The sequence below is a fragment of the Microbacterium sp. genome (assembly GCF_035556355.1).
GTDB lineage: Bacteria > Actinomycetota > Actinomycetes > Actinomycetales > Microbacteriaceae > Microbacterium.
On the sequence record NZ_DATMFG010000019.1, the window covers coordinates 16125 to 38302 of the forward strand.

The following is a 22178-nucleotide window of genomic DNA, read 5'->3' on the forward strand; positions in this document are numbered from 1 at the left end:
CGTCGCCCCCATATCCCGACTATAGACCGCGTTCGCGACGGATGTGAATCGCCTTTCAGGTTCGGCGGATGCCACGCCCCGCGGCATCCGCCGAGCAGATGCCTCCCGACGTCAGTGACCCGCTGCCGGCTCGGGCTCGCCCGTGTAGAAGCGGTAGGTCGCATCGGCCGCGGTGCGGGCGGCTTCCGGGGCGCCCCCGGCCCGGATGTGCGCTTCGCCCCACGCGCTCGCCGCCGCACGGTAGAACGCCTTGCCCTCGTCGGTGAACGCCCACGCCTCGGCCGTCTCGGGCGTGACGTCGGTGCTTCCGGCCAGGTGCAGCGCGAGCCCGAGGAGGCCGCCGTCCCAGCCGACTCCGGTCGCGCCCGGCCCATACGTCTCCCAGAACCCGGGCGGCACGTCGGAGGTGCGCGCCGTGTGGATCAGCTCGACGCGCGTCGAGTCGTCGTCCACGCTCTGCAGCGCGACCTCGAGCCATGAGACGCCTCCGCCGTACTCCCACGTGACGCGATAGCCGGCCGCTCCGTCGGCAGGGGGTCGGCACTCGAGCACCTCACCGCCGGCGTTGCCTTGGAGTTGGTAGCGTCCGCCGAGTCGCAGGTCACCCGACACGGGCAGGAACCAGCGCGGGATGCGCTCGGCCGATGTGACGGCGTCCCACACGTCGTCGATCGGCGAAGGGTAGGTCTGCGCGAGCGACTGCACGCGCGTCGGCGCCCCGTCGAGCTCGTCGTCGCGCACGGCGCGGTCGACCGCGTCGACCTGTGCGTTCACGTCCACCATGTCAGTTCTCCTCGTGTTCGTCGGGGATCGGATCATCGGATGCCTCGTCGACCGGGTTGTCGTGCGACGCCTGCTGCGGCGTCTGTTGCTCGGCGATTCGGCGCTGCCGCCGGCCGCGCGCGAGCTCGGTTCCGAGCGCGTCGAGCTTGGGCTGCCAGAACCGTCGGAACGGGTCGAACCACGCGGCCGCCGCCTGGAGTGGGGCGGGGTCGATCGCGTAGAGCCGGCGGGTGCCCTCGGGTCGCACGACGGCGAAGCCGGCCTCGCGCAGCACGCGGAGGTGCTGCGACACCGCCGGATGCGAGATGCCGAATTCGCGCGTCACCACCTCGGCGAGCTCGCCCGAGGGGCGCTCGCCGTCGGCGAGGAGTTCGAGAAGGCGCCGGCGGACGGGATCCCCGAGGACGTCGAGGGCGTGCATGCGCCCATGTTTGCATCCGCGCTTAATTAAGTCAACGCTTAAAGATGTTCCGTCGCCTCACGCCACCGCCGGCTGGGCCCCTCGCAAGTCGGCCGGTGCAGGCTCGGGCGGCGCGATGTCCGGCTCGATGGACCGCCGCAGTGCGACATCCTCTTCGATCGCGAGCCACGCCTCGCGCAGCGTCGTGAAGTGACCCGGTGGAGCGGCGCGATGCACCCACACGACCTCGACGTCGGCGCGGCGGCACTCGACGTATGCGATCAGGCGCCGCGCGTCGCCTTCGGGGAAAGCGCCGTCGACCGCGCACCACGCGCCGTCGCCGATCCACTTCAGTTCGAGACCACCGGCGCTGCGCGCGCCTTCCGACTCACCGAGGGACATCCTCATCTCCTCCGAGGGGTCGCGCCGGTCGTCGCCGGCGGGGAAAGGCTCCTTTTAGAGCGTGGGCCAACCTTCGTGTGATTGCAGGGGGCTTGACACCGGGAGCTCGGACCCTCACTCACATGGGTAGCGGTCCGCGCATCCGAGTTCAAGCCCCTCGTCGCGCACCGGCACGCCGCCTAGCTTCTCGACGGATGCCGGAATCGGCGCGAACCGGGAGAAGGAATGACCATCGAACCGCTCATGTGCACGACCTCGCTCGACGAGTCGCTCGGCACCCTCGAGGAGCTCGCGGCGCGCGTGTGCGAGCTCGGCAAGGCGTACATCCGGTACAGCGAGGGACCGGACCGCGACGTCGAGGAGAGCGTCGACACCGAGAGCGGGCTCACGCTTCCCGGGCTCTCGGTCAACCCGCTGCACCCCGAGGACTGGTGGACGCGTCCCATCCAGGACTGGCTCGCGCGCCAGGTCTGCCAGTACAAGGAGCTTCAGGAGAAGAACCCCGACCGCTTCGCGTGGGTGCTGCGGGGGATCGAGGTTGGCCGTGGCCCCGATTGCGAGCCGCTGGTGCGCGGCGTCGTCCCGATCGCACGGCTCGACGACCGGCTGCTCGACGAGGCCGCCGAGCGCTACCGGGAGCGGTTCGAGGCGGGCAAGGGCCCCGAGGACTGAAACGATCCGGGTCACACCGAGGGCGTGGGTTGTCGGTCGGGGTCGAGCACCGCCTTCACGCATCCGTCGCGCTTCGTCTGGAACTTTCGTGCAGCGCCGGCGCGTCCTCGATCCGCGGACCCGGCACCTCGACGACGGCGATGTCGCGGCGCCCCTTCCATGTGACAGCGCGCGCGACTATTCGTGGCGCGCGGCAGGCGCGGGGCCGTTGCGCAACTCCCACACGCGCACGGGCCTCGTGCGGCGGATGGGACCGGTCGCGGGACCCGTCCCCTGCTCCGGCGTGGCCGGACGGGGTGCTGTGCCGGCGTGCTCGGTGACGTGGATGGACATCGGTTTGATCGGGCTTTTCATGCTCTCTCGACCTCCTCGACAGAGCATGTGCGCGGGGTCGATCCACGACCGAGGGGGTTGACACTCCGAGTTGCGTCTGTCAAGGCCCTCTCCTCCCTTCCGCACGGGTACGTAGCGTCGCGGAGTGACAGGCACACTCACAAAGGAGCGGACCATGACTGTGGCCAGAGAGATCATGACCCCCAATCCGCGGTGCGTCGGAGAGAACGAGACCCTCGTCGAGGCCGCTCGCCTGATGGCGTCGCTCGACGTCGGTGCGTTGCCGATCTGCGGCGAAGACCAGCGGCTCAAGGGCATGGTGACAGATCGCGACATCGTCGTGAAGGTCATCGCGCAGGGAGGCGATCCGGCGTCGACGACGGCGGGATCGCTCGGCGAGGGCAAGCCGATCACGATCGGCGCCGACGACGACGTGCGGGAGGCCCTCGAGATGATGAAGACGCACCAAGTCCGCCGCCTTCCCGTCATCGACGGACACGATCTCGTGGGAATCATCAGCCAAGCGGACGTCGCGCTCGCGCTATCGTCGCAGGAGACGGGCGAGACTGTGGCAGAGATCTCGGAGTGAGCATGAGCGACGACAAGCCCCACGTCCCCGCGGGGGGCGCCGGTGCCGACACGGGCACGGTCGACAGCGCGTCGATCGACCCGGCCGATCGCGCCGACATCCAGAACATCTCGAGTCAGAACGACATCCCGGGCGTGGGAACGCGCGCGGCCGACGGCTCGATGGAGACCGACCTCGACGACGCCGATCCGGAGCGACAGCCCCGCGACGACGACACAGACGACGGCACGGCCCGCGGGGTTTCGGCCGACGGGAGGGTGGCGGATGCCGCGACCTCCGACGACCTGTCCGTCGACGCCTACGAGCCGGGGGTCGATCCGGGATCGGCCGACTCGAGCAGATTGGTCGGTGACGACGAGTGACGCAGGATTCAGACGACGAGAAGAAGCAAGACCCGACGCGCGTGCGCAACCAGCCCGCGCTCGGTCCGAACGCCGGCGCGGCGCGATGGCTCATCCCCGCCGGGATCATGGGCGTCGTCGCGATCGTGCTGTTCGCGCTCTCTATCCCCATCGCGCCCGCGGTCGCCTGGATAGGCATAGCGCTTCAGGTCGGCCTGTTCGTTGCGATGTGCATCACGGCGGGGTTCGTCCGCCCCGGCCGCTACCGCAGCTTCACGTTCGCGTGGCTGACGATCGCGATGGCGGCCTCGGCGCTTGTGCTCCTGATCGTCATCCTCGTCATCGCGTGGGCGGGCGTGCCGCAGTCTGCGCCCGCCGGATGATCCGGCAGGCGCAGGCGGCGGACTTCGAGGAGGCGGCGTGAAGATCCTGATGTGGCACCTGCACGGGGGCTACACGGATGCGCTCGTGCGGGGAGAGCACGAATACCTGCTGCCCGTCGACGAGGCCCGGAGCGAGTGGGGCCGCGGGAAGGCCGGCCGCGACTGGCCCCGAGCGCGGGAGGTCACCGCCGATGAGCTCATGGACGAGGAGATCGACGTCGTCGTGCTCCAGCGTCCCGACGAGGTCGACGTCGTCCATCGCTTCACCGGGCGGCGCCCCGGGCAGGAGGTGGCAGCCGCCTATGTCGAGCACGACCCGCCGCGCGAAGGACCCACGACCAGTGAGCACCCGATCGCGGACCGCGACGACATCCTGCTCGTGCACCTGACCCACTTCAACCGACTCTTCTGGGACAACGGCCGCGCTCCCACTGCGGTCATCGAGCACGGCGTGCCCGATCCGGGGGAGCTGTACACGGGCGAGCTTCCGCGCGCCGCGTCCGTCCTCACCGAGCCGATGCGTCGCTGGCGCCTCGCGGGCACCGATCTGCTGCCGGAGTTCGCGAAGACCGCTCCGATCGACGTGTACGGTCCCGGTGGCGAGGCGCTGCGGCGCACCCTTCCGCCGACGGGCATCCACCACGGCGGAGAGCTCGCGGCCGCCGAGCTGCGCGCCGAGATCGCGCGTCGCCGCCTGTACCTGCACACCGCCCGCTGGACGTCTCTGGGCGTGTCGCTCATCGAGGCGATGCTCGTGGGCATGCCGGTGGTGGCGATCGCGGCGACGGATGCCGCGCGCGCGGTTCCGCCCGACGGCGGCGTCGTGTCGACCGACTTCGACGTGCTCGCGGACGGGATCCGCGAGCTCATCGAGGACCCGATGCTCGCGCGGGAGAAGGGGGCTCGCGCACGCGCGCACGCTCTCGAGCACTACAGCCTCGATCGGTTCCTGCGGGAGTGGGATGAGGCGTTCGCGCTGGCGGAAGAGGTGCGGCAGCGGTCTGCGCCGACGTTCCTCGACGAGTTCCCGGGGTGAGGCTTCCGGCGCGAGGCTTCCGGCGTGAGGGCGGCTCGGCGACTCGCTCCGTAGGATGGCGGGATGGCACGTGAGTCCGAAGCGCTTCCGCCCGTCGCGATCCTCGGAGCGGGCTCCATGGGTGGCGCGATCCTGCGGGGCCTCGTCCGATCCGGGCTCGCGGGCGGGGGAGTGACCGTCACCAACCGCACGGTGGCCAAGGCGTCCGCGCTCGCCGAGCTGCCGGGCGTCGAGAGCATCGCTCTGGAGTCGAGCCCCGACGGCAACACCGTCGCGGCAGCGGCCGCCGATGTCGTGCTGGTCGGCGTCAAGCCCGCGATGGTCCCCGACCTGCTGCGCAAGATCGCACCCGTGCTCCGACCCGGGACGATCGTGGTGAGCCTCGCCGCCGGTGTCACGATCGCCACGTTCGAGCAGATCCTCGGGCCCGAGGTCGCCGTCGTCCGGTCGATGCCGAACACTCCGGCGGTCGTCGGAAAGGCGGTGACCGGCATCGCCGCCGGATCGACCGCCGGCGTCGACGACGTCGCGGTCGTGCGCCGACTCTTCGAGACGTGCGGCGCGGTGGTGGAGGTTCCCGAGTCGCAGATCGACGCCCTGTCGACGATCTCGGGGTCGGGCCCCGCGTACGTGTTCCTCCTCATCGAGGAGCTCACGAAGGCGGCGAGGGGAAAGGGCTTCGCCGACGCGGAGGCTCGGCTGCTCGCCGAGCAGACGTTCATCGGCGCGGCGGCGCTGCTCGAGGCATCCGGCGAGGACCCGGCCGAACTGCGGCGCCAGGTGACCAGCCCCAAGGGCACGACCGAGCGCGCGATCGCGGTGCTCCAGGCGGCCCGCCTCGACGAGGCGTTCGCCGAGGCGACGGATGCCGCGCTCGCCCGCGCGCGCGAGCTCGCGCAGGGCGCGTGAGGCGTCACTCCCGCTGCTTCATCCACCACTCCGTGAACCGCCGCGCGCGGCCGTCGTCGGCGAGGTCGACGACCCACATGTTGCGGTAGTGGTCGCCGTCCTTGTAGCGCGTCTCAGCCTCGATGAACGCGCGCGACCCGTCGATGCCGGCGACGTCCCACGTGAACTCGTACGTGCCCGGCTCGTCGGCGCGTCTGATCCACTCCTGAGTGATCGCCTCGGAACCGCGGAGCGGTTCCTCCCACGGCTCGAAGCGATACTCGGCGTCGGACGTGAACAACGCGCCGATGTCGGCCGGATCGTTGGTGCGCCACGCGGTGACGTACTGCTCGACCCATCGGCGGGCAGCGGCATCCGTCTTCTCTCTGTCGTCCATCCGGCCAGTCTGCTCCCGGCCTCGGACGCCGTCACCGGTCGAGGGCTGCGAAGCGCTCCACGTCGACGTTGGTGCCCGACACGATGATGAGGTCGTGGTTGGTGACGACCGTGTTCGCCTCGGCGTAGCGGAACGGCTTGCCGGGGCTCTTCACGCCGACGACCGTGACGTTGTACTTCGTGCGCACGCCCGACTCGTTGAGGCCGACGCCGCGGATGAACTTGGGCGGGTACATCTTCGCGAGCACGAAGTCGTCGTCGAAGCGGATGAAGTCCAGCATCCGCCCGCTCACGAGGTGGGCGACGCGCTCACCGGCCTCGCGTTCGGGGTAGATGACGTGGTTCGCGCCGACGCGCGCGAGGATCTTGCCGTGCGACTGCGACACCGCCTTCGCCCAGATCTGCGGGACCTTGAGGTCGACCAGGTTGGCGGTGATGAGCACGGATGCCTCGATGAGCGAGCCCACCGCGACGACGGCGACCTGGAAGTCCTGCGCCCCGATCTGCTTGAGCGCGTCGATGTTGCGGGCGTCGGCCTGCACCGCATGGGTCACGCGCTCCGACCACTTCTGCACGAGCTCGAGATTCTCGTCGATCGCGAGCACCTCGCGGTCGAGGCGATCGAGCTCGCCGGCGCATGCGGCGCCGAACCGGCCGAGTCCGATCACGAGGACGGGCGCGTCGCCGCGGATCTGCTCAACCAACGATCGGCCTTTCCACCGGCAGCGAGTACAGCTGCGAACGGGATGTCGCGGCCACCGCCGCGGCGAGTGTCACTGTACCAACGCGTCCCATGAACATGGTCGCGGCAAGGACGTAGACCGCGGGGTCGGGGAGGGTCTCGGTGAGTCCCGTCGACAGGCCGACCGTCGCGAACCCGGAGATCACGTCGAACAGCACGTCCTCCACCGGCGCCCGCGAGATCTGCGCGATCGTGATCGTCGAGATCGCGACGATCGTCGCCCCCCACGCGACGACCGAGAGGGCCACGCGCTGCACGTCGCTCGGGATGCGGCGTCCGAAGGCCTCGACCGACTGCTTGCCCTTGGCCTCCGACCAGACCGCGAGCGCCAGCACCGCGAGCGTGGTGACCTTGATGCCGCCGGCGGTCGAGGCGGAGCCGCCGCCGACGAACATGAGCATCGAGCCCACGACGAGCGACGATCCGTGGAAATCGTCCATGTCGACGACCGCGAACCCGCCCGAACGCGTCATCGCCGACAGGAAGAACGACTGGAACGTCGTGTCCCACGCGTCCATGCCCCCGAAGGTTGCGGGGTTGTCGAACTCGAGGAGCACGAAGATGCCCGCACCGGCGACGAACAGCAGGGTGGTGGTGATGATCGTGAGCTTCGCGTGCAGCGACCACCGCTTCACGTGCCAGCGCTGGCGCCACAGCGTGAAGATCACCGGGAAGCCGATCGAGCCGAGGAACACGCCGACCATGAGCACCGACAGCAGGAAGTAGTCGTCGGCGAACGGGACGAGGCCGCCGTCGTTCGGCACGAAGCCCGTGTTCGTGAACGCCATCGCCGCGTAGTACGGCGCCTCCCACAGCGCGACGAGCGGGTCGACGCCCGCCCAGATGAGGGAAGGGTAGAGCAGGACGGTGAGGATCGCCTCGATCGTGAGCGTCGACAGTGCGACGGTCGCGAGCAGCTGGCCGACCTCGCCGAGCCGCACGGTCTGTCCTTCGTTGACCGGTCCGCCGTGCACGCGCAGCGGGTTCGTCTCGCCCGCCGCGATGAGCTTCGCGCGCAGCCCGAGACGCTTCGAGATGACCAGGCCGAGGATCGACGCGAGAGTCAGCACGCCGAGCGCGCCGACGTTGACGCCGATGTAGGTGACGACGTGGCCGAACGGCGACCAGTGCGCGTTCATGTCGACGGTGGACAGGCCCGTGACGCAGATCGTCGACACGGCCGTGAACAGGGCGTCGGCGAAGGGCGTCCGCCTGCCGTCGGCGGCCGCGATGGGCAGCGAGTACAGGACGGTGAACAGGCCGATGAGCGTCACGAAGACGAGCACCGCGAAGCGGGCGGGGGAGGAGGTCGTGAGCGATCGGAGCTCGTCGTAGATCGTGACGGCGCTTCGGACGAGGATTCGACCGACCCGCGAGGCCACCGGGCCTGTCGCCATCGTCGATGCCCCCTTCGACTCGCTCGGCTCGCTCAGGGCACCGCCCTCGCTTGGACGGTATGTCATGGTACTCCGCGGAGCGCGCGGCTAGTCTGAGGACATGGCGGACATCTTCGACGTCATCGCGGACGGAACGCGACGCGACATCCTGAAGCTGCTGCTGGACCGATCGTCCGCCGGGGAGAACGGGACGAGCGTGTCGCACATCGTGCACGCGCTCGGGGTGAGTCAGCCGACCGTCTCGAAGCACCTCAAGGTGCTGCGCGAGGCGCGTCTGGTCTCCGTGCGCGAAGAGGGCCAGCACCGGTACTACAGCCTGTCGCCCGCCCCGCTCGACGAGGTCGACGACTGGCTCGTTCCCTTCCTCGACGCAGGACAGACGGATGCGCCCGCCGGCACCACCCCGGCGCTGCCCGACTCCGCGGCGCACGCCGCCGAAGTCGTGGGTCGTGCCGCGGCATCCGCCAAGCACGCCCTCGAGAACGCGCTCAAGAAGCTTCCCGGACGCTGAGCCGCGACCGGTCGCCCCCAGCGTCGCGACCGGTCGCGGCTGCCCGGCGTCTTCGCCGCCCGGCTTCGCGGTCGTCGACCGCACGTCATCAAGAGTCCCGCGCTCGCGTGACAGAACCTTTTGCGCGGTCGATGCGCGTGCTGTGAGCGTTCTATGCGTCGGCTGTGAGGATAGGCGTCGGCTTGTGAGGCTCAGCGGCGCCCGGCCTTTCGGCGGAAGAGCCACGAACCCCACACGAATGCGACCACGAGGATGAGCGCGCACCATCCGACGGCCCACCACGGCTCGGCGCCGAGCGGAGTGCCCATGAGGAGCCCGCGGATCGTCTCGATGATGGGTGTGACGGGCTGGTTCTCGGCGATCCACTGCAGCCACGTCGGCATGGACGCGACGGGCACGAAGGCGCTCGACAGGTAGGGCACGAAGAGGATGATGAATCCGTAGCCGTTCGCTCCTTCGGGGCTCGATGCGGCGAGGCCGATCGCGGCGAACAGGTACGTGATCGCGAGGATGTAGAGCGCGACCATCGCGATCGCGCCGACCCACTCGAGGGGGCCGGCCGTCGGCCGGAAGCCGACGAGCACCGCGACGACGATCACGACGGCGGTCGCCAGCAGATTGCGCAGCAGGCTCGCGACGACGTGACCCGTCAGCACGGCGCTCGCGCGCAGCGGCATCGTGCGGAACCGGTCGATGATGCCCGTCTTCATGTCGCCCGCGACATACACCGCGGTGGACGACGCGCCGAACCCCGCGCACAGCAGGATGATGCCCGGCACGACGTAGTCGACGTAACCGCCCGACGGATCGATCGCGCCGCCGAACACGAACGTGAACAGCAGCATGAGCATGACCGGCAGGAGGATCGCCATGAGCAGCGACTCCCCGTCGCGCAGCGAGTGGCGCAGGCTCCGTCCGACGAAGGTCGCCTCGGCGGTGAGCCCGGAGATGCGGGGGCGGAGCGAGGGGGCGGAGGGGGCGAGGGCGGTCATGCGTACTCCTTGATCGTGGTGTCGTCCGGGGCGCCGGCCGACCGGCTTGCGGAGGTGAGCGAGAGGAAGACGTCGTCCATCGTCGGGCGACGCAGGGTCACGACGCCTTCGGTGCCCGCCTCGTCGAGCTCGTCGAGGGCGCGTCGGAGGCCGGCGACCGAGCCGTCGGTGGGGATCTCCGTCACGAGCGCCCCGTGCTCGTCGTGCAGCTCGACGGTGTCGCCGCCGATGCGCGACTTGAGTTCGGCCGGCGTGCCGACCGCGACGATGCGCCCGCCGTCGAGCACCGCGATGCGGTCGGCGAGCTGGTCGGCCTCTTCGAGGTACTGCGTCGTGAGGAACACCGTCGTGCCGGCGTCGGCGAGCGAGCGGATGACGTCCCACAGCTCGCGGCGACTGCGGGTGTCGAGGCCGGTCGTCGGCTCGTCGAGGAAGAGGATCTCGGGAGTGACGACGAAGCTCAGCGCGAGGTCGAGGCGACGGCGCATGCCGCCGGAATAGGCGCTGACGCGTTTGGCCGCGGCATCCGTCAGATCGAAGCGCTCGAGCAGTTCGCTCGCCCGGCGTCGCGATCCCCGTGCGCCGAGGCCGGACAACCGACCGAGCATGACGAGGTTCTCGTAGCCCGAGAGCATGTCGTCGACCGCCGCGCTCTGGCCCGTGAGCGCGATGCGCTGCTTGACGCCGAGCGGATCGGCCGTGATGTCGCAGCCCGCGACGACGGCGGTTCCGGCGTCGGGTCGGACGAGCGTCGTGAGGATCGTGATCGCCGTCGTCTTGCCCGCTCCGTTCGGTCCGAGGAGGGCGAACACCTCGCCCGCGGCCACGGTGAGATCGATGCCGTCGAGCACTGTCTGGCGACCGAAGGACTTGTGGAGCCCGCGGACCTCGATCGCTGCCGTCGTGGGTGACATGTGCGGCGTCCTTTCTGTGTACGGCAGAAACTGTGTATGACGCTAACATACTGTTTATGCGGTACACAAGGCTAGGGTTGGAGCATGGCCGAACGCGAAGACCTTGAGCTGCCGCGGGGCATCGCTCTCGCGTGGGGAGTTGCGGCGAACCCGCAGCGCGGGCCCAAACGCGAGATGAGCGTCGAGCAGATCGTCGAGGCGGCTGTCGAGATCGCGGATGCCGAGGGCCTCGGCGCCGTCTCGATGGCTGCGGTCGCCGCACGGCTCGGCTACACGCCGATGTCGCTCTACCGCTACGTCACCGCGAAGGACGACCTGATCCTGCTCATGCAGGAGGAGGCGACGGGGCTGCCGTCGGAGGCCGTGCGCACCGCGGGCGGCTGGCGCGAGACGCTCACCGCGCTGTACCGCGAGCAGCTGCAGCTGTACCTGCAGCATCCGTGGGTCCTCGAGGTCCCGATCACCGGCTCACCAGCGACGCCGAACAGCGCGGCCTGGATGGATGCGGGGCTCGCGGCCCTCGACGGCACGCCGCTGACCCACGACGAACGGCTGTCGGTGCTGCTTCTCGTGACGGGCGCTGCGCGATGGGCTGGGATCATCCTCGCCGGTTACGCGCGGCGGCAGCGGTCGAGCGGCGAGGCGCCCGATGAGATCACGCAGAGCGAGGACTCGCTGTACCGCGCGCTCATCACCGAGGACGAGTACCCCCACCTGCGCGCCGCGATCGACGCGGGTGTGTTCCTCGACGATTCGGATCCGTTCACGTTCGGACTCGAGCGCAGCCTCGACGGGGTACAGGCCTACATGGACCGCGTCGCCGAAGGGCGTCGGCCCGAGAGGCTGCCGTGGATGGGCCTCGACGACGCCGACATCGCCGACGACAAGCGCTATCGTGAGGCGCGCAAAGCGGTGCGTGAGGCGGAGAAGGCGCTGCGCGCCGCGCGCCGCCAGGAGAGGCAGGTGGCCCGTGAAGCGCGCGAGCGCGCCGCTGCCGCCGCTCGCAAGGCGGAGTGACGCCGCATCCGTCACAGCGTTCACAGCCGTCACGCCGGTTTACAGGAGTCTCGCGGACCCCTAGAGTGGTCGGCAGAAAACTGGGGCTTTCTGAGGGGAACTGAGATGGCGGAGTTGCCGGATGTGCGATTCCTGACGGTCGCAGAGGTGGCCGAGATCATGCGTGTCTCGAAGATGACCGTCTATCGGCTCGTGCACTCCGGCGAGCTGCCCGCGGTGCGGTTCGGGCGGAGCTATCGAGTGCCCGAGTCGGCCGTGAGCGAAGCTCTGCAACGGCCGGTGTCCGACGTCGGCTAGACTGTTCCGAGGCATTTTTCGCATTGCCCGTTGCCGGGCGCGGTCCGTTCGCGTCCAGACCCCAACATTGTGAGGTTTTTCGTGGGTTCTGTCATCAAGAAGCGCCGCAAGCGCATGGCGAAGAAGAAGCACCGCAAGCTGCTTCGCAAGACTCGCCACCAGCGCCGCAACAAGAAGTAGGCGGCAGAGACACAAGCGCCTGTCCGGCAGGACGGGCGCTTCGTGTACGCCGCGGGAGGTTCCAGCGTGAAGTCGATCACCGTCCAGCAGCTGCGCGAGCGTCAGGGCGTTCCGCTCATCGACGTGCGCGAGCCCGACGAGTTCGCCGCCGGCCACGTGCCCGGAGCCGTCAACCTGCCGATGTCGACGCTCGGCGAGCGTCTTCATGAACTGCCGGATGCCGCGTTCGACGTCATCTGCCAGGTGGGCGGCCGTTCGGCTCGCGTCGTCCAGGCGCTCGAGGCGCGCGGCTACGACGCGACGAACGTCGAGGGCGGCACGGGCGAGTGGATCGCCCAGGGCTATCCCATCGAGCGATGACCGACGTGACGACGCTCACGCTCATCAGCAAGCCCGACTGCCATCTGTGCGACGTCGCACGCGAGGTCGTCGAGACGGTCGTCGCCGACCTTCCGGACGACTCGGTCGTCGTCGAGGAGCGGTCGATCCTCGACGACCCCGCGCTGTACGAGCAGTGGTGGGAGAAGATCCCGGTCGTGCTCGTCGACGGTGAACTGCACGCGCACTGGCGCGTGTCGCCCGACCGGCTGCGCGCAGCGCTGACCGGTCGCTGAGCGTTACTTCTCCCTCTCGACGACCGGTGCGTCGGGCGCGTTCTTCCTGACCGACTCGATGCCGTTGAGCGCACTCGCCTTCGACGAGTAGCCCTCGCTCGTCGCGATCACCTGCCCGTTCGACGCCTTGAGGTTGAACCGGTACTGACCGCCCTTGTCGATCCACAGGTCGAACTTGCCCGCCATCGTTGATCTCCTTCGATCGTCGGATGCGCGCCGCCCGCACGACGGCGCCGTCGTTCGAAACCTATCGGCGTTGCGGCCCTCAGCGGTAGGGACGGATGCCGTGTCATGAGGGTCCGAGGGCTCGCCGGCCCTCGGAAGAGGGGTCAGGGGGCGAGGCGCGTGGGGCCCCTGAACAGATAGGTGACTTCGCGGATCGACGACTCGCCGAGCAGCAGCATCAGCACGCGCGCGAGACCCATGCCGAAGCCGCCGTGCGGCGGGGCGCCGTAGCGGAAGAAGTCGAAGTAGAAGTCGAGGTGCTCGGGGTCGAGACCTTTCTCCTTCGCCTGCTCGATGAGGATGTCGACGCGGTGCTCGCGCTGTGCCCCCGTCGTGATCTCCACGCCCTTGAAGAGCAGGTCGTACGACTTCGTGAGCCCGGTCTCGGGGTCGCGCATGTGGTAGAACGCCCGGATCTCGGGGTGGTAGTCGGTGATGAACACGAACTGGTGTCCGTACGTCTCCTCGACGTACGCCGAGATCTGGCGCTCGCCTTCGGGGTCGAGGTCGCCGTCGGTGCGGGGGATCTCGTAGCCGCGCTCGGCGACGATGCGGCGCGCCTCGGCGAGCGGGATGCGTGGGAACGGGATCTGCGGAACCTGCACCTCGATGCCGAAGAGCTCCTGGATCTCGTCGCCGTGCTTGTCCTTGACCGCCTGGAACGCGAACTGCAGGAGCTCCTCCTGCATCCGCGCGACGTCCTCGTGCGACTCGATCCAGCTGATCTCGGCGTCTATCGATGTGAACTCGGTCGCGTGCCGGCTCGTGAACGAGGGGTCGGCGCGGAAGGCGGGCGCGATCTCGAAGATCTTGCCGAAGCCGGCGACCTGCGCCATCTGCTTGTAGAACTGGGGGCTCTGCGCGAGGTACGCGGTCTGGTCGCCGAAGTACTCGAGCGAGAACAGCTCGGCGTTCGACTCGGATGCCGACGCCATGAGCTTGGGAGAGTGGATCTCGATGTAGTCGCGCTCGATCCAGTACGTGCGCATCGCGTGCTCGAGCGTCGTCTGCACCCGGAAGATGAGGTTGTTGCGACGCTGGCGCAGGTCGAGGAAGCGCCAGTCCATGCGCTTGTCGAGACCGCTGTCGGCCGCGATGGGCGTCTCGGGGAGTGCCGCAGCGGCGATGTCGAGGGTGCCGATCTTGATCTCGACACCGCCGAGCTTGACGCGCTCGTCGTGCTTGAGCTCGCCGTGCACCGTGAGGAACGTGCCGTGGGTGAGCTCGGAGATCGCGGTGGTGAGCGCGAGGGCTTCGTCTCGCTGCGCTCGCTCAGCATCCGTCAGATCCAGCTCTTCGCCGCTGTCGCGCGTCGCCGGATTGACGAGCTGCACCGCGCCCGTCTCGTCGCGAAGGATGACGAACTGCACCTTCTTCTGGTCGCGGACGGTCTCGACCCATCCGGAGACGGACACCGGGCCGTCTTCGCGGGCCTGCAGCTGGTTGACGAGGACGCGTTCAGTCACGAGCGACAAGTCTACGTGGGCGGATGCGGCGCGCCGACGGGGATCGCCACTACGATGCGGGCATGACGCAGCCGCCGCCGTACGGCCCGCCCGCCGGTTCGCCGATCGCGCCCTCCTACCCCGCGTATCCGGCACCGCCCGCCAAGCCGCCCGTGCGCGTATGGGACGTCGTGCTCACGTCGGTGCTGCTCGTGCTGCTGGGCGTGCTCGCCCTGATCGTGTCGTTCTTCGGATTCTTCCTCGCGATGGCGAGCGACCCGTGCGGAGTGCGCGACTGCAGCACCGAGTTGATCGGGCTCGGCATGCTCACGGCCGTCGGCTTGCCGTGGGTCGTGCTGCTCGCCGCCGTGGCCGTCGCGATCGTGATGATGCTGAAGCGCCGCATCGCGTTCTGGATCCCGATCGTCGCGGTCCCGCTCGTGATCGGCTCGTGGTTCGCCGGGGCGTTCATCGCGTCCGCGGGCGTTCCCACGGGGTGATCGCGGGCAATGGGCGCTCAGCGCGTCCACAGAACGCGCGCACGTAGACTTGACGGGTGCCCGCCGACCGCCTCCATCTCGTGCGCCACGGGGAGGTCCACAATCCTCGCCGTGTGCTCTACGGGCGACTCCCGGGGTACGGGCTCAGCGAAGCGGGTCGCAGCATGGCGCGTCAGGCCGCCGAGTGGGTGCACACCATGGACCGCCCGGTGAGCGCGCTGTGGGCGTCGCCGCTGCAGCGCACGCGCGAGTCGGCGGAGCCGTTCACCGAGATCTTCGGCCTCGAGCCGCGCATCGACGACCGCATCATCGAGCCCACAAACGTCTTCGAGGGCCGGCGCATGGTGCGCGCGCTGCTCAACCCGTGGAACTGGCGCCACCTGCGCAAGCCCGCGATCCCGACCTGGGGCGAGCCGTACGCAGACGTCGTCGCGCGCATGAACTCCGCGATGACCGAGGGGTGGGAATCCGTGGATTCCGGCGATGTCGTCATGGTGTCGCACCAGCTCCCGATCTGGGTCACGCACCTCGCTGTGGCAGGCCTTCCGACGCAGCACGATCCGCGGCGACGGCGCTGCGCGCTGTCGAGCATCACGAGCTTCGAGATGGTCGAGAACAAGTGGACCGAGGTCGCGTACGCCGAGCCGGCGGCGACGGCCGGTGCGGTCGATGTGGGAGCGGTGTGATGGGCCGTCGCGCGCGGGTGATCGCATCCGCATTCCTCTCTCTTGCGCTCGCGGGAGGGCTCGCGGCGTGTGCGAACGACCCGCTGGCCGAGCAGTACCGCGCGGGCGACAACAAGGGCTACATCGCGGGCGACTTCCGCGTGCAGGAGATCCCCGCCGACCAGCGCACCGACCCGGTCGAGTTCGAGGGCACCCTCGAGACCGGCGACCGCGTGTCGAGCGACGACTTCGCGGGCAAGGTGCTCGTCGTGAACTTCTGGTACGCGGCGTGCGGCCCGTGCCGCGCCGAGGCGGGCGACCTCGAGAAGGCGCACACGACGTTCGAGGGCGACGACGTCGCGTTCCTCGGCATCAACACGAGCGACTCGCCCGAGGCGGCGGCGGCGTTCGCCGAGACGTGGGGGGTCACCTATCCGAGCGTCATCGCGGCGGACGACGGCGCCGTCAAGCTCGCGTTCGCCGACAAGACGCCGATCCAGGCGACGCCGACGACCCTCGTGCTCGACAGGCAGGGGCGCGTCGCCGCGCGCGTGATCGGGCAGCTTCCCGACGCCTCGATCCTCACCGCGCTCGTGCGCACCGCATTGGAGGAGTCGTGAGCGTCGGAGCCCTCGTCTCGGACGGCGTGCTGTGGCTCGCGCTGCCGGTCGCGATGCTCGCCGGGCTCGTGTCGTTCCTGTCGCCGTGCGTGCTGCCGCTCGTGCCGGGCTACCTCGGCTTCATCGGGGGAGCGGTCACCGCGTCGTCGCGTTCCACACCGGCCGCTGAGCGAGCGCAGCGAGGCGAAGCGCAGCAAGACGAGGCGCAGACGCAGACCACGACGATCACGGATGCGCCGACCCGCGGTCGCCTGCTCCTGGGTGTCGTCCTCTTCATCGCCGGCTTCACGCTCGTCTTCATGGCCGTCAACATCCTGGGCGGTGCGGCCGGACGCTTCTTCATCGAGTACGCCGACATCATCACGCGCGTGATGGGCGCGGTCGTGATCGTGATGGGCCTCGTCTTCATCGGCGTGTTCGGGCTCGCGCAGCGCACGGCGCGCCCGCAGCTGCGCGGCAACCTCGGCCTCATCGGTGCACCGCTGCTCGGCGTGGCGCTGGGCATCGGCTGGACCCCGTGCATCGGCCCGACCCTCACCGCGATCTTCTCCGTGTCGTGGAACCTCGGCGACCCGTGGCGCGCCGCGCTCCTCGGCCTCGCGTACTCGCTCGGGCTCGGCATCCCCTTCGTGCTCCTCGCGCTCGGATTCGGATGGGCGACGCGGTCGGTCGCGTTCCTGCGCCGACACATCCGCGCCGTCAACCTGATCGGAGGGGCGCTGCTCGTGCTGCTCGGCGTCCTCATGCTCACGGGCGTCTGGACGATGCTCATGGCGGCTCTGCAGGGGGTGTTCCTCGATGTCCCGCTCCCGCTCTGACGGCGAGGCGTCGACGGGCCGCGTCGGCGCCGATCCGCTGCGTCCTTCCGATCACGCGGATGCCGCGCCCGAGGTCGCGCAGCCCGCGCTCGGCGTCGTCGGGTGGCTGCGCTGGGGCTGGCGCCAGCTCACGTCGATGCGCACGGCCCTCGTGCTCCTGCTGCTGCTCGCGATCGCCGCGATCCCGGGTTCGATCGTGCCGCAGCGCGGCGCCGACCCCAACGGCGTCACGCAGTACTACGCCGACAACCCCGACCTCGCGCCGATCCTCGACAGCCTGAGCCTGTTCGACGTGTACACATCGCCGTGGTTCTCGGCGATCTACATCCTGCTCTTCATCTCGCTCATCGGATGCGTCATCCCGCGCACGAAGCACCACTGGAAGGCTCTGCGCTCGCGCCCGCCGCGTACGCCCGCGCGCCTCGAGCGTCTCGACGACCACCGCTCGACGATCGTCGAGCTCGCGCCGGGCGCCGACCCCGCGGCATCCGCCGAGACGGCCGTCGGGATCGCCGGCGAGCAGCTGCGCAAGGCCGGATACCGCGTCGAGAGGTATGACGGGCGCGGCTCGTTCTCGGTGTCGGCGGAACGCGGCTACGCGCGCGAGACGGGCAACCTCGTGTTCCATGCGGCGCTCGTCGGCGTGCTCATCTCGGTGGCCGTCGGCGGCGGCTTCACCTACACGGGGCAGAGCGTCATCATCGAGGGCCGCACATTCGTCAACACGATGCTCGACTATTCGTCGTTCAACCCCGGCCGGTTCGTCGACGAGGAGCGTCTCGCTCCCTACGCGCTCACGCTCGACGAGTTCTCCGTCGAGTACGTCGCACCGGGCCTGAAGGGCTCCGGACAGGCGGGCGATTTCGTCGCCCATCTCACCACCCAGGTCGCCGGCCGACAGGCGCGTGACGGCGAGGTGCGCGTCAACCATCCGCTCGACATCGAGGGCGACCGCGTCTACCTCATGGGCAACGGCTACGCCCCGACGATCACGATCCGCAACGCGGCCGGCGAGGTCGTGTACTCGGAGTCGGTGCCGTTCCTTCCGCAGGACGCCAACATGACCTCTCTCGGCGTGATCAAGGTGCCCGACGGGATGCCCGAGCAGCTCGGACTGGTCGGCTTCTTCTACCCGACGGGGCAGGAGCTCAGCACCGGCGCCTTCACCTCGACCTACCCCGACCTCGTGTACCCGACGCTGACGCTCGATGTCTACGCGGGTGATCTCGGCATCGACGACGGCACCCCGCGCTCGGTCTACACACTCGACCCGACCGGCATGGAGCAGCTCACGGGACGCGCCGTGGGCGTCGACTCGATCGTGCTCCTTCCGGGGCAGACCGCCGAGCTGCCCGACGACCTCGGAACGATCACGTTCGAGAACGAGTCGCCCGCAGGCTCGACCGACCTCTCGGAGTCCGTCAAGCGCTTCGTCTCACTGTCGATCCACCGCGACGTCGGTGCGCCGTGGGTGCTCGCGTTCGCGACGCTCGCGGTGCTCGGACTGCTCGCCGCGCTGTTCGTGCCGCGCCGCCGCATGTGGGTGAAGGTCACGCCCGAGGGCCACACCCTCCGCATCGAGTACGCGGGCCTCGCGCGCGGCGAGGACCCGACACTCGCGGATGCCGTTGACCAGGTCGCCCAGAAGCACGGCGACGCCCTGGAGGCGGCCCTGCGGGGGCCGGCATCCGCCTCACGTCGCTCGGAAGGGGCCACGTAGAATGGCAGCCATGCCCGCAACCGAAACGCTCTCGCTCGACTCGGTGTCGGTGCTCCTGGTCTGGACGGCGATCGCGATCTACTCGCTCGCCTTCATCGCGTACGCGATCGACCTCGCCCGGCGCTCCGCGCTCGCGGTCGAGGCGAAGGACGCCGCGACGCGCGAGCGCGAGCTCGTCGGCGTCGGCGCGGCGTCGGCCGGGGCATCCGTCCCATCGGCCACCCGCGAGACGATCGGCTCCGTGCGGGCGCAGGAGGCCGCCGCGAAGGCCGACCTCGAGGCGCCGATCACGAACCGCCGTCGCATGGTCTGGGCGCGCATCGGCACGTCGCTGACGGTGCTCGGGTTCCTCTTCCACCTCGCGGGCGATGTCACGCGCGGCATCGCGGCGGGCCGCGTGCCGTGGTCGAACATGTACGAGTTCGCCCTGACCGGCACGCTGCTCATCGTCGCGGTGTACCTCGTGACGCTGTTCAAGTACGACCTGCGCTTCCTCGGTGTGCTCATCACGGGCCTCACGGTGCTGCTGCTCGGCGGTGCGACGCTCGCGTTCTACGTCGAGATCGTGCCGCTCGCCGACCCGCTCAAGAGCATCTGGCTCGTCATCCACGTCTTCGTCGCGTCGCTCGCGACGGCGCTGTTCGCGCTCGCGTTCGGCCTCTCGGTGCTCCAGCTCATGCAGGCGCGCCGCGAGGCGAAGGTCGCGGCGACCGAGGCAGCCGACGCCCCCGCGAAGACCGGACCGGGGTTCCTCCGCACCCTCCCGAGCGCCGACGCGCTCGAGTCGCTCGCGTACCGCTTCGCGATCATCGGCTTCATCTTCTGGACCTTCACGCTCATCGCCGGCTCCATCTGGGCCAACGACGCGTGGGGCCGCTATTGGGGCTTCGACACGAAGGAAGTGTGGACCTTCGTGATCTGGGTGCTCTACGCGGGCTACATCCACGCACGCGCGACGCGCGGCTGGCGCGGGGCGCGCTCGGCGTGGCTGTCGATCATCGGCTTCGTCGCGGTGATCTTCAACTTCACGATCGTGAACATGTTCTTCAAGGGCCTGCACGTCTACAGCGGCCTGAGCTGACGGCCCTCCCCGCCCGGCGGATGCTCCCAGCCCGCGAGACTAGACTTGGATCATGCCCGCCGCCCCCAAGCTCGCCTCATTTCCGGCGATCCGCGGAGCCCTGAAGTTCTACCAGATCTGCTCGGTCATCACGGGCACGATGCTGCTGCTCCTGGTCGCCGAGATGATCCTCAAGTACGTGCCCGCGTTCGGGTACGAGCTGTTCCTCGGCGGGTCGGGCGGGTTCCTGTGGTTCGCTCCCGTCGTCGAGGGCCCCGACGGCCTCGAGTCGACGGGCGACGGCTTCAACCTGTCGCTCGGCATCCTCGTCGCGCACGGCTGGTTCTACGTCGTCTACCTCTTCTCGTGCTTCCGCGTGTGGAGCCTCATGCGCTGGCCCTTCTGGCGCTTCCTGCTCCTCGCGTCCGGCGGTGTCGTGCCGCTGCTGTCGTTCTTCCTCGAGGTGCGCGTCGCGCGTGACGTGAAGGCCTACCTCTCGGAGCGCGAGGCGGCCGCGGCATCCGGAGCCGATCAGACCCATCAGCTCGCCGAGCACTCCACGCTCACGGCGAAGATCCCCACCGAAGGCGGCAAGTGACCGAGCAGACCGAGACCTCCCAGCGCCCCGTCCTCGTCGTCGACTTCGGCGCCCAGTACGCGCAGCTCATCGCGCGTCGCGTGCGCGAAGCGGGCGTCTACAGCGAGATCGTGCCGCACACGGCATCCGCCGAGGCGATCGCGGCGAAGAACCCCGTGGGCATCATCCTGTCGGGCGGCCCCTCGTCGGTGTACGAGCCGGGTGCTCCGCAACTCGACGCCGGCGTGTTCCAGCTCGGCGTGCCGACGCTCGGCATCTGCTACGGGTTCCAGGTCATGGCGCAGGCCCTCGGCGGCGAGGTCGCCAACACCGGCCTGCGCGAGTACGGCGCGACGGATGCCTCGCTGACCGGTGACGGCGGAGTGCTGCTGGCCGACCAGCCGCCGCAGCAGAACGTGTGGATGAGCCACGGCGACCAGGTGGCGCGCGCGCCCGAGGGCTTCCAGGTGCTCGCCTCGACCGCGGCGACGCCGGTTGCGGCGTTCGGCGACGACGATCGCAAGCTCTACGGCGTGCAGTGGCACCCCGAGGTCAAGCACACCGACTACGGGCAGCGCGTCATCGAGAACTTCCTGCACCGCGCGGCCGGCCTGCCCTCGGACTGGAACAGCGGCAACGTCATCGCCGAGCAGGTCGAGCGCATCCGCGAGCAGGTCGGCTCGGGTCGCGTGCTGTGCGCGCTGTCGGGCGGCGTCGACTCCGCCGTCGCGGCGGCGCTCGTGCACAAGGCCGTCGGCGACCAGCTCGTGTGCGTGTTCGTGGATCACGGACTGCTGCGCAAGGGCGAGCGCGAGCAGGTCGAGACGGACTACGTCGCCGCGACGGGTGTGCGGCTCGTGACGGTCGACGCGCGCGAGCGGTTCCTCTCGGCGCTCGCGGGAGTGAGCGACCCCGAGGAGAAGCGCAAGATCATCGGACGCGAGTTCATCCGCACCTTCGAGCAGGCCGAACGCGAGCTCGTCGCGGAGGCGGCTGAAGAGGGCGAGCCCATCCGCTTCCTCGTGCAGGGAACTCTGTACCCCGACGTCGTCGAGTCCGGCGGCGGCACGGGCACCGCGAACATCAAGTCGCACCACAACGTGGGCGGCCTGCCCGAAGACCTGCAGTTCGAGCTCGTCGAGCCGCTGCGCACGCTCTTCAAGGACGAGGTGCGCGCGATCGGCCGTGAGCTCGGGCTTCCGGAGGTCATCGTGTCGCGACAGCCGTTCCCGGGTCCGGGTCTGGGCATCCGCATCGTGGGCGAGGTCACGGCCGACCGCCTCGAGATCCTGCGCGACGCCGACGCGATCGCGCGCGAGGAGCTCACGCGCGCGGGGCTCGACGGCGAGATCTGGCAGTGCCCGGTCGTGCTCCTCGCCGACGTGCGGTCGGTCGGCGTTCAGGGCGACGGGCGCACATACGGGCATCCGATCGTCCTCCGTCCGGTCTCGAGCGAAGACGCGATGACCGCCGACTGGACGCGCCTGCCGTACGACGTGCTCGCGCGCATCTCGAACCGCATCACGAACGAGGTGCGCGAGGTCAACCGCGTCGTGCTCGACGTGACCTCGAAGCCTCCGGGGACGATCGAGTGGGAGTGACGCGCGTCCCGGTGTTCCGCGTCGAGTCGGCCTGACCCGCCTGCGCGGGCGACGCGCGCG

The 22178-nt window shown here is 69.6% G+C and carries 30 protein-coding genes; 20 read left to right on the plus strand and 10 right to left on the minus strand.

From position 1 onward, the window contains the following. Positions 1–111 precede the first annotated feature (111 nt). The 3 genes from VNR19_RS04050 to VNR19_RS04060 are packed head-to-tail and all read right to left on the minus strand — an operon-like array spanning position 112 to position 1585. On the minus strand, positions 112–783 hold the full coding sequence (locus VNR19_RS04050; RefSeq protein ID WP_325724146.1) for an SRPBCC domain-containing protein: 672 nt from the start codon (positions 781–783) through the stop codon (positions 112–114). 1 nt (position 784) lies between these two features. Then, complete coding sequence (locus VNR19_RS04055) at positions 785–1204, minus strand: ArsR/SmtB family transcription factor (protein ID WP_325724149.1); 420 nt, start codon at positions 1202–1204, stop codon at positions 785–787. 57 nt (positions 1205–1261) lie between these two features. Further along, positions 1262–1585 (minus strand): hypothetical protein, encoded by a 324-nt coding sequence (locus VNR19_RS04060; protein ID WP_325724151.1) that lies wholly within the window; start codon positions 1583–1585, stop codon positions 1262–1264. Between the two features lie 225 nt (positions 1586–1810). On the opposite strand from VNR19_RS04060, the gene VNR19_RS04065 reads away from it, so the two are divergent. From VNR19_RS04065 to proC, 6 genes are all read left to right on the plus strand, one after another. Continuing rightward, the gene (locus VNR19_RS04065) at positions 1811–2257 is read left to right on the plus strand and encodes a DUF6098 family protein (protein ID WP_325724152.1); all 447 of its coding nucleotides are present in this window, start codon (positions 1811–1813) and stop codon (positions 2255–2257) included. A 508-nt stretch (positions 2258–2765) separates the two neighbouring features. Beyond that, entirely contained in the window at positions 2766–3179 is a 414-nt protein-coding gene (locus tag VNR19_RS04070; RefSeq protein WP_325724153.1) for a CBS domain-containing protein, read from the plus strand. 2 nt (positions 3180–3181) lie between these two features. Then, the gene (locus VNR19_RS04075; RefSeq protein ID WP_325724155.1) at positions 3182–3541 is read left to right on the plus strand and encodes a hypothetical protein; all 360 of its coding nucleotides are present in this window, start codon (positions 3182–3184) and stop codon (positions 3539–3541) included. After that, positions 3538–3903, plus strand: a complete 366-nt coding sequence (locus VNR19_RS04080) for a hypothetical protein (RefSeq protein ID WP_325724157.1) — start codon at positions 3538–3540, stop codon at positions 3901–3903. Before VNR19_RS04075 ends, VNR19_RS04080 begins: the two co-directional genes overlap by 4 nt. A gap of 37 nt (positions 3904–3940) precedes the next feature. Next, positions 3941–4939 carry a glycosyltransferase gene (locus VNR19_RS04085; protein WP_325724159.1) on the plus strand — a complete coding sequence of 333 codons (999 nt, stop codon included), beginning with the start codon at positions 3941–3943 and terminating at the stop codon, positions 4937–4939. A gap of 63 nt (positions 4940–5002) precedes the next feature. Next, entirely contained in the window at positions 5003–5848 is an 846-nt protein-coding gene (proC, locus tag VNR19_RS04090) for a pyrroline-5-carboxylate reductase (RefSeq protein WP_325724161.1), read from the plus strand. Positions 5849–5852: 4 nt separating this feature from the next. Here the strand turns inward: proC and VNR19_RS04095 are convergent, their stop codons facing one another. From VNR19_RS04095 to VNR19_RS04105, 3 genes are read right to left on the minus strand one after another with little or no spacing between them, the layout of a single operon-like run. Then, complete coding sequence (locus VNR19_RS04095) at positions 5853–6224, minus strand: nuclear transport factor 2 family protein (RefSeq protein ID WP_325724163.1); 372 nt, start codon at positions 6222–6224, stop codon at positions 5853–5855. Between the two features lie 31 nt (positions 6225–6255). After that, positions 6256–6927, minus strand: a complete 672-nt coding sequence (locus VNR19_RS04100; RefSeq protein WP_325724165.1) for a potassium channel family protein — start codon at positions 6925–6927, stop codon at positions 6256–6258. Further along, positions 6920–8362, minus strand: a complete 1443-nt coding sequence (locus VNR19_RS04105; protein WP_325724248.1) for a TrkH family potassium uptake protein — start codon at positions 8360–8362, stop codon at positions 6920–6922. Before VNR19_RS04105 ends, VNR19_RS04100 begins: the two co-directional genes overlap by 8 nt. Positions 8363–8462: 100 nt before the next feature. Here VNR19_RS04105 and VNR19_RS04110 point away from each other — a divergent pair, with 100 nt between their 5' ends. Further along, a complete protein-coding gene (locus VNR19_RS04110) occupies positions 8463–8873 on the plus strand; it encodes an ArsR/SmtB family transcription factor (protein WP_325724166.1) in 411 nt (136 codons plus the stop codon). Positions 8874–9064: 191 nt separating this feature from the next. Here the strand turns inward: VNR19_RS04110 and VNR19_RS04115 are convergent, their stop codons facing one another. Both VNR19_RS04115 and VNR19_RS04120 read right to left on the minus strand, forming a co-directional pair. Next, positions 9065–9865 carry an ABC transporter permease gene (locus VNR19_RS04115; RefSeq protein ID WP_325724168.1) on the minus strand — a complete coding sequence of 267 codons (801 nt, stop codon included), beginning with the start codon at positions 9863–9865 and terminating at the stop codon, positions 9065–9067. Beyond that, the gene (locus tag VNR19_RS04120; RefSeq protein WP_325724171.1) at positions 9862–10779 is read right to left on the minus strand and encodes an ATP-binding cassette domain-containing protein; all 918 of its coding nucleotides are present in this window, start codon (positions 10777–10779) and stop codon (positions 9862–9864) included. Before VNR19_RS04120 ends, VNR19_RS04115 begins: the two co-directional genes overlap by 4 nt. 84 nt (positions 10780–10863) lie before the next feature. Here VNR19_RS04120 and VNR19_RS04125 point away from each other — a divergent pair, with 84 nt between their 5' ends. From VNR19_RS04125 to VNR19_RS04145, 5 genes are all read left to right on the plus strand, one after another. Continuing rightward, the gene (locus VNR19_RS04125; protein ID WP_325724173.1) at positions 10864–11796 is read left to right on the plus strand and encodes a TetR/AcrR family transcriptional regulator; all 933 of its coding nucleotides are present in this window, start codon (positions 10864–10866) and stop codon (positions 11794–11796) included. Between the two features lie 105 nt (positions 11797–11901). Then, positions 11902–12093, plus strand: a complete 192-nt coding sequence (locus VNR19_RS04130) for a helix-turn-helix domain-containing protein (protein WP_179488284.1) — start codon at positions 11902–11904, stop codon at positions 12091–12093. Positions 12094–12174: 81 nt separating this feature from the next. Beyond that, positions 12175–12273: a 30S ribosomal protein bS22 gene (locus tag VNR19_RS04135; RefSeq protein WP_003792170.1), complete on the plus strand. Its 99-nt coding sequence runs from the start codon at positions 12175–12177 to the stop codon at positions 12271–12273. Between the two features lie 66 nt (positions 12274–12339). Beyond that, positions 12340–12633, plus strand: coding sequence for a rhodanese-like domain-containing protein (locus VNR19_RS04140; RefSeq protein WP_325724178.1), 294 nt, complete (start codon positions 12340–12342; stop codon positions 12631–12633). A gap of 5 nt (positions 12634–12638) precedes the next feature. Next, on the plus strand, positions 12639–12887 hold the full coding sequence (locus tag VNR19_RS04145; protein WP_325724250.1) for a glutaredoxin family protein: 249 nt from the start codon (positions 12639–12641) through the stop codon (positions 12885–12887). A gap of 3 nt (positions 12888–12890) precedes the next feature. Here the strand turns inward: VNR19_RS04145 and VNR19_RS04150 are convergent, their stop codons facing one another. Continuing rightward, positions 12891–13073 (minus strand): YegP family protein, encoded by a 183-nt coding sequence (locus VNR19_RS04150; RefSeq protein WP_325724180.1) that lies wholly within the window; start codon positions 13071–13073, stop codon positions 12891–12893. A 143-nt stretch (positions 13074–13216) separates the two neighbouring features. Continuing rightward, positions 13217–14578, minus strand: a complete 1362-nt coding sequence (gene aspS / locus VNR19_RS04155; RefSeq protein WP_325724182.1) for an aspartate--tRNA(Asn) ligase — start codon at positions 14576–14578, stop codon at positions 13217–13219. 62 nt (positions 14579–14640) lie between these two features. On the opposite strand from aspS, the gene VNR19_RS04160 reads away from it, so the two are divergent. From VNR19_RS04160 to guaA, 8 genes are read left to right on the plus strand one after another with little or no spacing between them, the layout of a single operon-like run. Then, a complete protein-coding gene (locus tag VNR19_RS04160; protein ID WP_325724184.1) occupies positions 14641–15057 on the plus strand; it encodes a DUF6264 family protein in 417 nt (138 codons plus the stop codon). Positions 15058–15113: 56 nt separating this feature from the next. Then, complete coding sequence (locus VNR19_RS04165) at positions 15114–15743, plus strand: histidine phosphatase family protein (protein WP_325724186.1); 630 nt, start codon at positions 15114–15116, stop codon at positions 15741–15743. Continuing rightward, entirely contained in the window at positions 15743–16342 is a 600-nt protein-coding gene (locus VNR19_RS04170) for a TlpA family protein disulfide reductase (RefSeq protein ID WP_325724188.1), read from the plus strand. Before VNR19_RS04165 ends, VNR19_RS04170 begins: the two co-directional genes overlap by 1 nt. Next, positions 16339–17160: a cytochrome c biogenesis CcdA family protein gene (locus tag VNR19_RS04175; protein WP_325724191.1), complete on the plus strand. Its 822-nt coding sequence runs from the start codon at positions 16339–16341 to the stop codon at positions 17158–17160. Before VNR19_RS04170 ends, VNR19_RS04175 begins: the two co-directional genes overlap by 4 nt. Further along, entirely contained in the window at positions 17141–18880 is a 1740-nt protein-coding gene (gene resB, locus VNR19_RS04180; protein ID WP_325724193.1) for a cytochrome c biogenesis protein ResB, read from the plus strand. The genes VNR19_RS04175 and resB overlap by 20 nt, the downstream gene beginning before the upstream one ends. A gap of 10 nt (positions 18881–18890) precedes the next feature. Next, positions 18891–19961: a c-type cytochrome biogenesis protein CcsB gene (gene ccsB / locus VNR19_RS04185; RefSeq protein ID WP_325724196.1), complete on the plus strand. Its 1071-nt coding sequence runs from the start codon at positions 18891–18893 to the stop codon at positions 19959–19961. 52 nt (positions 19962–20013) lie between these two features. Beyond that, positions 20014–20538 (plus strand): DUF3817 domain-containing protein, encoded by a 525-nt coding sequence (locus VNR19_RS04190; RefSeq protein WP_325724198.1) that lies wholly within the window; start codon positions 20014–20016, stop codon positions 20536–20538. Next, on the plus strand, positions 20535–22118 hold the full coding sequence (guaA, locus tag VNR19_RS04195; RefSeq protein ID WP_325724199.1) for a glutamine-hydrolyzing GMP synthase: 1584 nt from the start codon (positions 20535–20537) through the stop codon (positions 22116–22118). The genes VNR19_RS04190 and guaA overlap by 4 nt, the downstream gene beginning before the upstream one ends. Positions 22119–22178: the final 60 nt, after the last annotated feature.

What these genes read in the sequence shown, in the direction of transcription:
- VNR19_RS04050 (WP_325724146.1), bottom strand. Translation starts at nt 783, where the DNA reads ATGGTGGACGTGAACGCACAGGTCGACGCGGTCGACCGCGCCGTGCGC.
- VNR19_RS04055 (WP_325724149.1), bottom strand. Translation starts at nt 1,204, where the DNA reads ATGCACGCCCTCGACGTCCTCGGGGATCCCGTCCGCCGGCGCCTTCTC.
- VNR19_RS04060 (WP_325724151.1), bottom strand. Translation starts at nt 1,585, where the DNA reads ATGTCCCTCGGTGAGTCGGAAGGCGCGCGCAGCGCCGGTGGTCTCGAA.
- VNR19_RS04065 (WP_325724152.1), top strand. Translation starts at nt 1,811, where the DNA reads ATGACCATCGAACCGCTCATGTGCACGACCTCGCTCGACGAGTCGCTC.
- VNR19_RS04070 (WP_325724153.1), top strand. Translation starts at nt 2,766, where the DNA reads ATGACTGTGGCCAGAGAGATCATGACCCCCAATCCGCGGTGCGTCGGA.
- VNR19_RS04075 (WP_325724155.1), top strand. Translation starts at nt 3,182, where the DNA reads ATGAGCGACGACAAGCCCCACGTCCCCGCGGGGGGCGCCGGTGCCGAC.
- proC (WP_325724161.1), top strand. Translation starts at nt 5,003, where the DNA reads ATGGCACGTGAGTCCGAAGCGCTTCCGCCCGTCGCGATCCTCGGAGCG.
- VNR19_RS04095 (WP_325724163.1), bottom strand. Translation starts at nt 6,224, where the DNA reads ATGGACGACAGAGAGAAGACGGATGCCGCTGCCCGCCGATGGGTCGAG.
- VNR19_RS04105 (WP_325724248.1), bottom strand. Translation starts at nt 8,362, where the DNA reads ATGGCGACAGGCCCGGTGGCCTCGCGGGTCGGTCGAATCCTCGTCCGA.
- VNR19_RS04110 (WP_325724166.1), top strand. Translation starts at nt 8,463, where the DNA reads ATGGCGGACATCTTCGACGTCATCGCGGACGGAACGCGACGCGACATC.
- VNR19_RS04115 (WP_325724168.1), bottom strand. Translation starts at nt 9,865, where the DNA reads ATGACCGCCCTCGCCCCCTCCGCCCCCTCGCTCCGCCCCCGCATCTCC.
- VNR19_RS04120 (WP_325724171.1), bottom strand. Translation starts at nt 10,779, where the DNA reads ATGTCACCCACGACGGCAGCGATCGAGGTCCGCGGGCTCCACAAGTCC.
- VNR19_RS04125 (WP_325724173.1), top strand. Translation starts at nt 10,864, where the DNA reads ATGGCCGAACGCGAAGACCTTGAGCTGCCGCGGGGCATCGCTCTCGCG.
- VNR19_RS04130 (WP_179488284.1), top strand. Translation starts at nt 11,902, where the DNA reads ATGGCGGAGTTGCCGGATGTGCGATTCCTGACGGTCGCAGAGGTGGCC.
- VNR19_RS04150 (WP_325724180.1), bottom strand. Translation starts at nt 13,073, where the DNA reads ATGGCGGGCAAGTTCGACCTGTGGATCGACAAGGGCGGTCAGTACCGG.
- VNR19_RS04160 (WP_325724184.1), top strand. Translation starts at nt 14,641, where the DNA reads ATGACGCAGCCGCCGCCGTACGGCCCGCCCGCCGGTTCGCCGATCGCG.
- VNR19_RS04170 (WP_325724188.1), top strand. Translation starts at nt 15,743, where the DNA reads ATGGGCCGTCGCGCGCGGGTGATCGCATCCGCATTCCTCTCTCTTGCG.
- resB (WP_325724193.1), top strand. Translation starts at nt 17,141, where the DNA reads ATGTCCCGCTCCCGCTCTGACGGCGAGGCGTCGACGGGCCGCGTCGGC.
- ccsB (WP_325724196.1), top strand. Translation starts at nt 18,891, where the DNA reads ATGCCCGCAACCGAAACGCTCTCGCTCGACTCGGTGTCGGTGCTCCTG.
- VNR19_RS04190 (WP_325724198.1), top strand. Translation starts at nt 20,014, where the DNA reads ATGCCCGCCGCCCCCAAGCTCGCCTCATTTCCGGCGATCCGCGGAGCC.